Origin of the sequence: Nocardia sp. NPDC059154 (assembly GCF_042755705.1) — a bacterium.
GTDB lineage: Bacteria > Actinomycetota > Actinomycetes > Mycobacteriales > Mycobacteriaceae > Nocardia.
On record NZ_JBHZCS010000012.1, the window covers coordinates 25,048 to 38,157 of the forward strand.

Below are 13,110 nucleotides of genomic sequence, written 5' to 3' on the forward strand. Positions count from 1 at the left end.
TCAGCGAACCGATCGTGACTGTTTCATGACCACGCGAAAACCGCTGGTCCAGACCGGAAAACACGACGCCCCGGGTGTGAACACCCGGGGCGCAGTGCGTTTCGATTCGCGCGGTGGCGGAGCCTGGCTCAGTGGCGGCGCTTGGAGCGCGGGGCGCGGTCGGCCTTGCCCTGGGCGCGGGCCGCCTCACGGCGCTCGCGGCGGGTGCCGCCCTGACCGTCCTCGAGGCCGTACTCGTCACGGTCGCTGCGGATGGCGGCGTGACCGCCCTCGTCCGGACCGGAGTAGGACAGGCCGCGCGGGCCGGACTCGTCGATGCCCTTGGCGCGCAGGGCCGCCGGAACGCCATTGCCGTTGGCGGCCGCGTCCTCCTCGGTGGGCAACGGGCGGTTGCCGACCGGCGACTGCAGGCCCGCGGCCACGTTCACGCCGACCGGCTGCGGCTGCTGCACCTCGACCTGGAGGTTGAACAGGAAGCCGACCGACTCCTCCTTGAGGCCCTCGAGCATGGCCGCGAACATGTCGAAGCCCTCACGCTGGTACTCGACCAGCGGGTCGCGCTGCGCCATGGCGCGCAGGCCGATGCCCTCCTTGAGGTAGTCCATCTCGTAGAGGTGCTCACGCCACTTGCGGTCCAGGACGCTCAGCAGGATCTGGCGCTCCAGATTGCGCATGCTGCCCTCGCCCGCGAGGCCGTCGATCTCCGACTCGCGGTTGTCGTAGGCGGCGTGCGCGTCCTCGAGCACCGCGTCCAGCAGCTCCTCGCGGGTCAGCTCGCCCACCTCGCCGCCGTCGCTCTCGCCGGTGAGGTCCTTGTAGTCGATGCCGATGGGGTACAGCGTCTTCAGCGCGCCCCACAGCTTCTCCAGATCCCAGTCCTCGACATAGCCCTCGGCCGTGGCGCCATTGACGTAGGCGGTGATCACGTCGGTGATCATCTCCTGCACCTGGCCCTCCATGTCCTCGCCCTCGAGGATGCGGGCGCGCTCGGCGTAGATCACCTTGCGCTGCTGGTTCATGACCTCGTCGTACTTGAGGACGTTCTTGCGGATCTCGAAGTTCTGCTGCTCGACCTGGGTCTGCGCGGACTTGATGGCACGCGAGACCATCTTGGCCTCGATCGGCACATCGTCGGGCAGGTTCAGCCGGGTCATGATCGACTCGAGCGCGGCGCCGTTGAAGCGCCGCATCAGCTCGTCACCCAGCGACAGGTAGAACCGGGACTCGCCCGGGTCGCCCTGACGGCCGGAACGACCGCGCAGCTGGTTGTCGATGCGCCGCGACTCGTGCCGCTCGGTGCCCAGCACGTAGAGGCCACCCGCGTCGCGGACCGCCTCGGCGTCCTCGTCCACCTGCTCCTTGACCCGCTCCAGGGTCGGGTGCCAGTGGGCCTCGTACTCGTCCGGGGTCTCCACCGGGTCCAGGCCCTGCCGGCGCAGCAGGATGTCGGCGATGATGTCCGGGTTGCCGCCCAGCACGATGTCGGTACCACGGCCGGCCATATTGGTGGCGACGGTGACCGCGCCCGGGCGACCCGCCTCGGCGACGATCTGCGCTTCCTGCTCGTGGAACTTGGCGTTCAGCACGTTGTGCGGGATACCGCGCTTGGTCAGCAGCTTGGACAGGTACTCCGAGCGCTCGACCGAGGTGGTGCCGACCAGGACCGGCTGACCCAGCTCGTGCTTCTCCTGGATGTCGTCGGCGACCGCGGCGAACTTGGCCTCTTCGGTCTTGTAGATCAGGTCGGACTGATCCTGGCGGACCATCGGCTTGTTGGTGGGGATCGGCACCACACCCAGGCCGTAGGTCTGGTGCAGCTCGGCCGCCTCGGTCTCGGCGGTACCGGTCATGCCCGAGAGCTTGTCGTAGAGACGGAAGTAGTTCTGCAGCGTGATGGTGGCCAGCGTCTGGTTCTCCGGCTGGATCTCCACGCCCTCCTTGGCCTCGATGGCCTGGTGCATGCCCTCGTTGTAGCGGCGGCCCACCAGGATTCGGCCGGTGAACTCGTCGACGATGATGACCTCGCCGCTGCGGACGATGTAGTCCTTGTCCTTGGCGTAGAGCTCCTTCGCCTTGATGGCGTTGTTCAGGTAGCTCACCAGCGGCGAGTTGGCCGCCTCGTACAGGTTGTCGATGCCCAGCTGGTCCTCGACGAATTCGACGCCCGCCTCGTGCACACCGATGGTGCGCTTCTTGATGTCGACCTCGTAGTGCAGGTCCTTCTTCAGCAGCGGCGCGATGCGCGCGAACTCCGCGTACCACTTCGAGGAGGCGTCGGCCGGGCCCGAGATGATGAGCGGGGTGCGGGCCTCGTCGATGAGGATGGAGTCGACCTCGTCGACGATGGCGAAGTTGTGCCCGCGCTGGACCAGATCGTCCAGCGAGTGGGTCATGTTGTCGCGCAGGTAGTCGAAGCCGAACTCGTTGTTGGTGCCGTAGGTGATGTCCGCGGCGTACGCCTCGCGGCGCTCGGCCGGGCTCATGCCACCCAGGATCACGCCGACCTCGAGACCGAGGAAGCGGTGCACGCGGCCCATCCACTCGGCGTCGCGCTTGGCCAGGTAGTCGTTGACGGTGACGACGTGCACGCCCTCGCGGGAGATGGCGTTGAGGTAGGCGGGCAGCACACAGGTCAGGGTCTTGCCCTCACCGGTCTTCATCTCCGCCACATTGCCGATGTGCAGGGCGCCGCCGCCCATGATCTGCACCTTGTAGTGCTTCTGGTTCAGCACTCGCCAGGACGCTTCCCGCGCGGTCGCGAAGGCTTCCAGCAGCAGCTCGTCGAGGCTCTCGCCGTCGGCGTAGCGCTGCTGGAACTCCGCGGTCTTGGCCTGCAGCTCGGCGTCGGTGAGGGCCGTGTACTCCTCGTCGAGGGCGATGACCTCGTCCGCCAGACTTGCCAGCCGCTTGACCGTGCGACCTTCACCAATCCGTAGCAACCTTGAAAAACTCAGCGCAGGCACGGGTCTTGTAGTCCTCTGGTCGGTGTTGTCGGTAGCCCCCACCATGGCGGGAAGCCTGCGCGCGGGCGCGCAATCACTAGCCATGGTAATCCGGTGCCCATCGTAGGTGCTGAACTGCGCGGGCGAGGGCGTGCGTGCTGAGGGAAAGCTGTGAAACCGGGCCGCCCGCACGGTTGCCCGGGAGCCGATCGGGGGCGCCAGCGACCGTTCAGCGAATGATCTTGCGTCCGAGGCTGATTCGTTACCCCTGACGTAGGATGTAGGGGGTCCGGCGTGCGGAGGCCTGCGCCCGCGCACCCGGAGCAGGGGACACCGCTGACGGTGTGTGATCTCGGGCAGTGCCGCCCATCCATTCCCCCAGGTGATCGGATTGCGATAGCTTGCCTTCGAAGAATGCCACGGCAACATTTGATGGAAGAACCGCCGGCGCCTAGGCAGGGGGACACTGCGGGCGCAGGCAGGGACTAGGGAGTAGCGGGCAGCGTGATCACCAGACTGACGCCGCAGGACGCGTCGTTCTACCGGCTGGAATCCAGCAGCAACCCCATGCACATCGGTTCCCTGGCCATCCTGCGCAATCCCGCGCCGGCCGGAAACTCGGGGCACGGGCCGCTGGACTATGACCGGCTGGCAACCCTGGTCGAGTCGCGGCTGCCGCTGGTACCGCTGTACCGCCGCAAGGTGCGGGAGATCCCGTTCACGCTGGGCCGCCCGGTGTGGGTGGACGACAGCCACTTCGACATCACCTATCACATCCGCCGCTCCGCCCTGCCCGAGCCGGGCACCGACGAGCAGCTGCTGGACCTGGTGGCGCGGCTGGCGTCACGCCCCCTCGACCCCTCCCGGCCGCTGTGGGAGATGTACCTGGTCGAGGGCCTGTCCGAGGGTCGCTGCGCCATCTTCACCAAGACCCATTCGGCCCTGGTCGACGGGGACAGCGCGCTCGAGATCGGGCATGTGATCCTGGACACCTCGACCGCGCCCCGCGAGGTCGCCGACGACGCCTGGATCGCCCATCGCGAGCCCGCCGACCTCGAACTGCTGCTCGGCGCGGTGCTGCACCTGGCCACCCAGCCGCGCGAGGGCCTGGAGGTGGCCCGCCACCACGTGGCCGAGGCCTTCGCCATGGTCGACGCCACCGGCAAGGCGGTGCAGAAGCTGGTGTCCATGGTCCGGGCCGCGGCCATCGGCGCGCCCGACAGTCCCCTGAACACCCGCACCTCGCGCAATCGCCGGTTCGAGGTGGTGCGCACCGAGCTCGAGGACTACCGGAAGATCCGCAAGCGGTTCGACTGCTCCATCAACGACGTGATCCTCGCGGTGGTGACGGGCGCGCTGCGCAACTGGCTGCTCTCGCGCGGGCAGGTGCTGACCGAGGCCGACGCGCTGCGGGCGGTCGTACCCATGTCGGTGTACGCCGACGGACCGAACGGTGAGCTCAAACCCGCGGGCGAGGTCACCTCGATGCTGGTGGATCTGCCGGTGGGCGAACCGAATCCGGTGATCCGCATGGAGCACATCAAGCACGCGACCGAGCCCCATTCCCGGCATCAGCTCGGGGTCCGCGCCCGCACGCTGATGCACATGGCCGGATTCGCTCCGGCGAGCCTGCATGCCATGAGCGTGCGGTCGGCGAGTACTTTTGCAGAACACACGTTCAATCTGGTGATCACCAACGCGCCGGGTCCGCAGCAGCCCATGTACATCGGCGGTGCGCGGATGCTGGAGATGTACCCGGTGTCGCCGCTGCTGCGCTTTCAGGCTCTGAGCATCGGGCTCACGTCCTACGACGGACGGGTGTTCTACGGACTCACCGCCGATCGCGACGCCATGGCGGACATCGCGGTGCTGACCGCTTCGGTGCACGAGTCGATGGAGGAGATGCTCGGTGCCTGCGTCCAGTGAGTCGTCCCGCGTCTCGAAGAAACTACGGGTCTACGTCCCGGCCACGGTGCCGATGCTGCGGGAACTGGTCGCCGACCGCGAGATTCGCGCGCTCAACGACACCGCCTTCGCGGTGACGCCGGCGCTGCGCGAGGCCTATGCCTCCGGCGACGACGAGGAGCTGGCCGAGGTCGCCATGGCCGAGGCCGCACGCGCCTCGCTGCGGCTGCTCGCCGAGGAACAGGCCGCCGCGGAGGTGCGCGGCGATCGTGCGGGCGACGAATCCGGCGACGAATCCGATCCCGCCCCGGCCGGACCGGTCTTCCGCCGCGCGGTCATCGCCGCCGATGTGGACGGCGCGACCCTGCGCCCGGATCTGGACGACGCCGTGGTGCGGCTGTCCGGCCCGATCGCCTACGACCGCATCGCGTCCATCCACGTGGACCTGGCCGAGGCCGAGTCCGAGGTCGCCAAGGCCGTCGAGGTCATCGACGCCGCCGACATGGGCGACGCCGACGCCGAATTCGTGCTCGGCGACGCCGAGGACCACCAGCTGGCCTGGTACGCCGGTCAGGAACTCCCGTTCCTCCTCGACCTGCTGTAACCGGAAGGGTTCGCAGCCGTCTCGATGCTGGACTGCGGCTTGATAGACCTCCGCCTCGGAGCGGGGGAGCGAAGCGGAGGGGCAATCCAACACCGCCCCCGTAACCTACGATGCCGTAACCTGGCTGTGATGGTTGCTCATCACATGGGCGACAGGCGTACGACGACGCGCTGACCAGCGCGCACGACGACAGGAAGCGTTCCGGGATATGGCATCGAAGAGTGGTGGGTTCTCCGTGCGAGGACTGCGGGACTGGCTGGAAGCCCCCGTGGCCGAAGGCGGCACCGGCGGACGGACTCCCCTCGACGCGCTGCGCGGCGCCGCGGCGCGCATCACCACTCCCCTGCTGCCCGACGACTACCTGCACCTGGTGAACCCGCTGTGGTCGGCGCGCGAGCTGCGCGGCCGCATCGTGGAGGTGCGCATGGAGACCGCGGATTCGGCCACCCTGGTGATCAAGCCGGGCTGGGGTTTCGACTTCAAATTCGAGCCGGGCCAGTACATCGGCATCGGCGTGCTGGTGGACGGCCGCTGGCACTGGCGCTCGTATTCGCTGACCTGCCCGCCGGATTGGACCGGCGACAGCGGGCACAGGGGCAGGCGGCTCATCTCCATCGCGGTGAAGGCGATGCCGGAGGGCTTCCTGTCCAGCCACATCGTCTCCGGGGTGCCGACCGGGACCGTCGTGCGGCTGGCCGCGCCGCAGGGCGGGTTCGTGCTGCCGGATCCGGCGCCGTCCAAGGTGCTGTTCCTGACCGCGGGCTCGGGCATCACGCCCGTCATGGCCATGCTGCGCACCATGGATCGCCGCAATGCGGTCCCGGATGTCATGCACATCCACTCGGCCCGCACCCCCGACGACGCGATGTTCGGTGACGAGCTGCGCGACATGCACGACCGGCACCCGGGTTTCACCGCGCACCTGCACCTCACCGGCGAGCAGGGCAAGTTCGCGCTCGCCGATCTGGACGAGGTGGTGGCGGACTGGCGCGAGCGCGAGGTCTGGGCCTGCGGACCGCTGCCTATGCTGGACGAGATCGAGAAGCATTGGGCCGCCGCCGGTCTGGAGTCCAAGCTGCACGTGGAGCGCTTCGAGATCGAGCGCAACGCCACCGCTGAGGGCGGCACCGTCACCTTCGCCAAGGCCGGCCGCTCCGCCGAGGTGGACGGCGCGACCACGCTGCTGCAGGCCGGTGAGGGCGCGGGCGTGCAGATGCCGTTCGGCTGCCGCATGGGCATCTGCCAGACCTGCGTGGTCACGGTCACCGAGGGCCATGTGCGCGATCTGCGCAATGGCAAGGAGCACCGCGCCGGGGACAAGATCCAGACCTGCATCTCGGCCGCCGCGGGTGACTGCACCCTCGAAGTATGACGCGCACACCGTGTGAGACGGCCCCGCCCGAGAACGGCTACCCTCGATAGCAATCGAGCCTGAACACGGTCCCATCGGGACCGACCACCCGCGCAGCGGTGCGAGGCAGATCAACCACGGAAGGACTGCCGGTGGCCATCACCGACATCAAGGCATTCGCTCATCTGACGGCGGCCGATATCGAGACCCTGGGTCAGGAGCTCGACACCGTTCGGCGCGATATCGAGCACTCGCTCGGTGAACGCGATGCCCGCTACATCCGGCGCACCATTGCGGCGCAACGGATTCTGGAGGCCGCCGGCCGCGCCACGCTCTTCGCGTCGAAGAAGCGCTGGGCGTGGCTGACCGGCACCGCCCTGCTGTCGGTCGCCAAGATCATCGAGAACATGGAGCTCGGGCACAACATCAGCCACGGGCAATGGGATTGGATGAACGACCCGGAGATCCACTCCACCTCCTGGGAGTGGGATATGACGGGCACCTCGGCGCAGTGGAAAGCCGCGCACAACTATTCGCACCACATGTACACCAACATCCTCGACATGGATGACGATCTGGGCTTCGGCATCCTGCGCATGACGCGCGACGAGGAATGGAAGCCGATCAATCTGGCGCAGCCGGTCGCGAATCTGTTTCTGGCCGCGCTGTTCGAGTGGGGCATCGCGCTGCACGATCTGGCGGCCACCAAGGAGCAGATGGGTGTGCCCCCGAGCCGGCTGTTTCCCCCGCGCCACATCATCAACGAACCGAACAAGGCGTTCTGGCGCAAGGCCGGCAAACAGGCCGCCAAGGATTTCGTGATCTATCCGGCGCTCACCGGTCGTGCCTGGAAATCGACACTGAAGGCGAATGCCACCGCGAACCTGATTCGCAATCTGTGGGCGTACGCGGTCATCTTCTGCGGCCATTTCCCGGACGGCGCCGAGAAGTTCACCGTGGACCAGTTCGAGAACGAGACGCAGGGCGAATGGTACCTGCGCCAGATGCTGGGCAGCGCCAATTTCGATGCCGGCCCGGTGATGGCGTTCATGAGCGGCAATCTCAGCTACCAGATCGAGCACCACCTGTTCCCGGATATTCCGAGCAATCGGTATCCCGAGGTCTCGGTGAAGGTGCAGGAGCTGTGCGACAAGTACGACCTGCCGTACACCACCGGCTCGCTGGGCAAGCAATACCTGTTGGCATTCCGCACGATTCACAAGCTGGCGCTGCCGGACCAGTGGCTCAAGCGGACCTCCGACGACGCGCCGGAGACCTCCTCGGAGCGCAAGTTCGCGGGCATCTCGCTGCCGTCCATGCCGACGTGGAACGGCAGTGAATGGCTGGCCGAGCACAGCGCTAGCGAGTGGCTGGCCGAGCACCAGCCGCGCTGGGGCCTGGACCCCGAGACCGGCGAGCGGCGCGGGCTGCGGTCGGCCATGCAGGAGGCCAAGGTGGCGCTCAAGGAGAAGGCCGCGCACGAGAAGCAGGTGTTGCGCGAGGCCAAGGCCGCACTGCAGGAAAAGGCCCGGACGGAAAAGGCCGCGTTGGCCGATAAAGCACAACGCGGAGGCTGGTTCTCGCGTAAACTCCGACGGAATCGCTAGCAGAGTCGAGTCACGAAAACAATGCGGTATTCGACACGTTGGAGATTCGATCTTCGCCAACCTACGGGACCGTAACCTACGGTAGTGTAACCGCCATGGCGATCTCGGATGTCAAGGAATACGCGCACCTCACCCCGGAGGACGTCGAAGCGATCGGGGCGGAGCTAGACGCCATCCGCCGTGAGGTCGAATCGTCCCTGGGCGAGAAGGATGCCCGTTACATCCGCAATGTGATCCGTCTCCAGCGCGGCCTCGAAATCAGTGGCCGCGCAGTGCTTTTCGCGAGTCTCTTCCCGCCTGCGTGGCTGGCCGGCGTGGCCCTGCTGGGTACCGCCAAGATCATCGAGAACATGGAGATCGGCCACAATGTGATGCACGGGCAGTGGGACTGGATGAACGATCCGGAAATCCACTCCACCAAATGGGAATGGGACAACGCGGGCCCGTCCGAACACTGGAAGATCACCCACAACTTCCTGCACCACAAGTACACCAATGTGCTGGGCATGGATGACGACATCGGCTACGGCCTGCTGCGCGTCACCCGCGATCAGCGCTGGTCGCCGTTCTATCTCGGACAGCCGGTCTACAACCTGCTGCTGCAGATGTTCTTCGAATACGGTGTCGCCATCCAGCATTTGGAGCTGGGCAAGGTCGCCAAGAAGAAGTGGGCCCCGGGTTCGCCCGAGCGCATCCAGTTCGAGGAGGACCGCAAGACCGTTCTGAAGAAGATCGGCAAGCAGGCCGCCAAGGACTACCTGATCTTCCCGCTGCTCACCGGCCCGGCCTTCCTGGGCACGCTGACCGCCAATCTGGCCGCGAACATCGTCCGCAATGTGTGGACCAATGCGGTCATCTTCTGCGGCCACTTCCCCGACGGCGCCGAGAAGTTCACCAGGTTCGACTGCGACAACGAGACGCAGGGCGAGTGGTACCTGCGCCAGATGCTGGGTTCGGCCAATATCTCCGGTGGCCCGGTCATGCACTTCATGACCGGCAACCTCTCGCACCAGATCGAGCACCACCTCTACCCGGACATTCCGTCCAACCACCTGTCGACCATCGCGGTGCGGGTGCGGGCGCTGTGCGAGAAGTACGACCTGCCCTACACCACCGGTTCGCTGCCCGTGCAGTACGCCAAGTCGTGGCGCACCATCATGAAGCTGTCGCTGCCCAACAAGTACCTGCGCCGCTCCACCGACGACGCTCCGGAAACCAAGTCGGAGAAGATCTTCGGCGGCGAGTCCAGCATCGACCCGATGACCGGACGCCGCCGCGGCCTGCGCACCGCGCTGCGGGAGGGCCGCCGCAAGCTGTCCCGGCGCGAACCGGCCCTGGTCGGCTGAGTCATCCGGTATCCCGAAACGCCCCCCGCCGAGTTTCCGGCGGGGGGCGTTTTCGCGGGAATGGGCCGATGAGCCCCGTCGACCTCCGGCCTGGTTCACTGGACGCCGTGTGTTCCGAAGGTCCTGTCAGCGCCACCGAATGTCTGAGCGTCTACGACGCCATCAAACTGCGTCGGGATGTCCGCGCCGAATTCACCGGCGAGGTGGTCGACGACACCACGCTGCTCCGGATTCTCGAGGCGGCTCATCGCGCGCCCAGCGTCGGCAATTCGATGCCGTGGGATTTCGTGGTGCTGCGAGATCCGGCCACGCTGACGAAGTTCGCCGATCATGTGGCCGAGAAGCGGCAGCAGTTCCACGACTCGCTGCCGTCCGATCGCGCCGAGACCTTCAATCCGATCAAGATCGAAGGAATTGTGGAGAGCGGCACCGGCATCGTGGTGACCCACAATCAGGCGCGCGGCGGCACCCACGTGCTGGGTCGCGCGACCGTGCCGGAGACCGGTATCTACTCCACCATCCTGGCCATCCAGAACCTGTGGCTGGCCGCCACCGCCGAGGGCGTGGGCGTGGGCTGGGTGAGCTTCTACGACGAGCCGTTCCTCACCGACCTGCTCTCGCTGCCGCCGGGCGTGAAACCGGTCGCCTGGCTCTGTGTCGGCCCGGTTCACGAGTTCCAGCAGGTCCCGGACCTCGAGCGCTTCGGCTGGCGCAATCGACGGCCCCTCGAATCGGCCGTGCACTGGGAACGATTCACGCCACGCACGGACGATTAGCCACGGACCGGCAGTCCCTGGACCAAGCCGGTCTGGTTACGCTCCCGCGACCGGACGACAGTCGAGGCCATGACGACTTCGACCGGTATCGCCCTCACCCCCGGCCTCTGGACCCTGGACGCCGCGAACTCCACCATCGGCTTCTCGCTGCGCAGCTTCGGACTGCTGCGCGTGCGCGGTGAATTCCGGCGCTTCGACACCGGATTCGTGGTGGACGACGCCGGGACGGCGGCCGTCGAGGCCACCATCCATCTGGATTCCTTCCACACCGGCAATGCCAAACGCGACGACCACGTCCGCCACGCCGACTTCCTGGATGTGGAGCGCCGGCCGAGCATGACCTTCCGGACGCCCGGCCCGATCCGGATCGGCGAATCCTTCGACGTGAACGGCGAAGTCACCTTCGGCGAGCTGACGCGGCCGCTGCCCCTGACCGTGTCCTGGAACGGACAGCGGCCGCATCCGGTGACCGGCCGCCCGTCCATCGGCTTCACCGCCACCGGCAGCCTGGACCGCGGCGACTTCGGTGTCGGCCCGTCCTTCGGCGGCATGATCGGCCGCATCCTCACCGTCGACCTCGGCATCCAGTTGAACGCACCGGCCTGATCCGTTCAGATTCCCAGCGACTCGATCACCATCTGAGCGACTTTCGCGCCGGAGTACTGCTGTTGACCGGTGATGAGGTTGCCGTCGCGGACGGCGAAGGCGCGGAACAGGCCACCGCTGACGAAGTTGGCGCCCAGCGCGATGGCCTCGTCCTGGATTCGGAACGGCATCACGGTATGACCCAGGGCTTGATCAGAGAAGTCCTCCTCGACATTGGCGAAGCCGGTCATGGTCTTGCCCGTGATGAACGGCGTGCCGTCGTCGGCGACAACGTCCAGCAGCGCGCAGGTACCGTGACACAGCACCGCAGTGGGCTTCTCGGCGGCGTGGAATGCCCCGATCGTGGTGGCCAGATCCTTACGGCCCCGGAAGGTGAACATCGGCGACTGACCGCCACAGACCACGATGGCGTCGAAGTCGTCGTGGTCCAGATCAGCCAATACGGCGGTATCGTCCAGCAGAGCAGCCAATTCGGGGGTGTTGACGAAGCCCATGGTGATCAGATCGTCTGCCGACCACTTGCTCTCGTCGCGCGGGTCGGACATGGCGTCCATCTCGACTCGCCCGCCGTCAGGGCTGGCTATGGTGATCTCATAACGGGCTCTGGTGAATTCGTAATAGGGATGTGTGAGTTCGGCGGCCCAGAAGCCCACCGGAATGTTCAGCGTCGTCGAGGTCGCCGGGTTGGCGACCACCATCAGCACTCGTGGACGCTGGGCGCGGGTCACATCGATGATCTCGTGATGCTCGGTCGGCTGCGCGATGGCCATTGTCGGTCCTCGGATGGTAGGGAAGGACTTCTGACTGCGCACGCCATCCTTCTGGCGCGACGATCAGGTGACGGGTTCGCTCTCGGTGCGGGGGTTGAGGTAGCCGAGCTGGATCGGCCGCAGATCGCCGCGCATGAAGCCTGCGCTGGTGACAGGCTCATCGGCGATGATGCGCCGCGCGGCGGCCTCGTCATCGGCGGTGAAGATCCCGACGCCGGTATTGACACTGCCCAGGGTAGGCCCGGCCACCAGCAGCACACCGGCGGTGTCCAGGCGCGCCAGCCATTCCCCGTGCGCCGCGAATGCCGATCGTTCGTCTGCGGTCATGGTGGCGATGAAATTGTCGCGGGGCGGATGCATCAAAAAGATCCACTCGGCCATTTGCCGAGTATACGTTCGCGGTGACAGTTGCCAGGTCGTTGCTTGCGCCGCAGATCCGACAACCCCAGACCCGCCCCGGCCAGCAGCACGAGCGTGTCCAACGGCAGCCGTAGCTGCCAGAACGTGTCCGCGAATCCATCCGGGTCGGCGGTCGCCGCACCGCGCAGCCCCGCGAGCCCGATCCAGGCCAGAGCCGAAGCGGCGAACCAGAATTGGCTGCGGGTGACCGGGCGCGCCAGCGCCACCGTGATCAGCGGAGCGACATTCACCGCGATCAGCAGGACCGACAGCACGATCCCGTAGACCGTTGCGGGACCGCTCAATTGACCGGTGTATCCGCGGCGCGCGCCCGCGTGCTCGGCGATCGCGTGGACGACGACGAGCGCGAGACCCCCGGCGACCGCGATGACCAGCGCCGCCCGGTGGAGCCACTCGTTGTCCCACACCCGCGCGACGTGCGCGCACAGCAGGCAGACCGCCACCAGCAGCACCACATCCGAGACGAGGCCCGCCAGACCACGGGTGACGAAAACGGAATCGACGCCGTCACGCCACTGCGGTTCGATGAAGATCGCGCCGACCGCCAGCAGCGACAGCACCACGGTGATGGGGCGGGTCCGCGGCGCGTCACACCACAGGGCGATCCGGGCCAGCGCTACGGCGGCCGTGATCGCGAGGGCGATCGCGAAGACACTCTCCATCCGCTCCTCCAGCGGCCGCGCGCGATTCGTCCAGCAATCCACGCCCGCGCCGTTCGCATCGTGTTGTCTTCGATTGGTATTCGTATCGCTGCTCGGCGCAGGGGCCGGCCGCCGGGCCGCC

At 66.9% G+C, this 13,110-nt stretch carries 11 protein-coding genes; 7 read left to right on the plus strand and 4 right to left on the minus strand.

Annotated elements, in window-relative coordinates:
• Positions 1-128: 128 nt before the first annotated feature.
• A complete protein-coding gene (secA, locus tag ACFXN1_RS13165; protein ID WP_379442026.1) occupies positions 129-2,963 on the minus strand; it encodes a preprotein translocase subunit SecA in 2,835 nt (944 codons plus the stop codon).
• Positions 2,964-3,446: 483 nt separating this feature from the next.
• On the opposite strand from secA, the gene ACFXN1_RS13170 reads away from it, so the two are divergent.
• From ACFXN1_RS13170 to ACFXN1_RS13200, 7 genes are all read left to right on the plus strand, one after another.
• Positions 3,447-4,868 (plus strand): wax ester/triacylglycerol synthase family O-acyltransferase, encoded by a 1,422-nt coding sequence (locus ACFXN1_RS13170; RefSeq protein ID WP_379442025.1) that lies wholly within the window; start codon positions 3,447-3,449, stop codon positions 4,866-4,868.
• A 52-nt stretch (positions 4,869-4,920) separates the two neighbouring features.
• Positions 4,921-5,451 (plus strand): DUF6912 family protein, encoded by a 531-nt coding sequence (locus tag ACFXN1_RS13175; protein WP_379394371.1) that lies wholly within the window; start codon positions 4,921-4,923, stop codon positions 5,449-5,451.
• Positions 5,452-5,659: 208 nt separating this feature from the next.
• The gene (locus ACFXN1_RS13180; protein WP_379442024.1) at positions 5,660-6,823 is read left to right on the plus strand and encodes a ferredoxin reductase; all 1,164 of its coding nucleotides are present in this window, start codon (positions 5,660-5,662) and stop codon (positions 6,821-6,823) included.
• Positions 6,824-6,954: 131 nt separating this feature from the next.
• Positions 6,955-8,409: a fatty acid desaturase family protein gene (locus ACFXN1_RS13185; protein WP_379442022.1), complete on the plus strand. Its 1,455-nt coding sequence runs from the start codon at positions 6,955-6,957 to the stop codon at positions 8,407-8,409.
• A gap of 95 nt (positions 8,410-8,504) precedes the next feature.
• Entirely contained in the window at positions 8,505-9,755 is a 1,251-nt protein-coding gene (locus tag ACFXN1_RS13190; RefSeq protein ID WP_379394257.1) for a fatty acid desaturase family protein, read from the plus strand.
• 143 nt (positions 9,756-9,898) lie between these two features.
• Positions 9,899-10,531: a 5,6-dimethylbenzimidazole synthase gene (gene bluB / locus ACFXN1_RS13195; protein WP_379442041.1), complete on the plus strand. Its 633-nt coding sequence runs from the start codon at positions 9,899-9,901 to the stop codon at positions 10,529-10,531.
• Positions 10,532-10,600: 69 nt separating this feature from the next.
• On the plus strand, positions 10,601-11,137 hold the full coding sequence (locus tag ACFXN1_RS13200) for a YceI family protein (protein WP_379442021.1): 537 nt from the start codon (positions 10,601-10,603) through the stop codon (positions 11,135-11,137).
• A gap of 5 nt (positions 11,138-11,142) precedes the next feature.
• Here ACFXN1_RS13200 and ACFXN1_RS13205 read toward each other — a convergent pair whose 3' ends face one another.
• The 3 genes from ACFXN1_RS13205 to ACFXN1_RS13215 form a co-directional block, all read right to left on the minus strand.
• Entirely contained in the window at positions 11,143-11,907 is a 765-nt protein-coding gene (locus tag ACFXN1_RS13205; protein ID WP_379442020.1) for a type 1 glutamine amidotransferase domain-containing protein, read from the minus strand.
• A gap of 63 nt (positions 11,908-11,970) precedes the next feature.
• Entirely contained in the window at positions 11,971-12,288 is a 318-nt protein-coding gene (locus ACFXN1_RS13210) for a YciI family protein (protein WP_379442018.1), read from the minus strand.
• Entirely contained in the window at positions 12,267-12,989 is a 723-nt protein-coding gene (locus ACFXN1_RS13215; protein WP_379442017.1) for a hypothetical protein, read from the minus strand. The genes ACFXN1_RS13210 and ACFXN1_RS13215 overlap by 22 nt, the downstream gene beginning before the upstream one ends.
• Positions 12,990-13,110 lie beyond the last annotated feature (121 nt).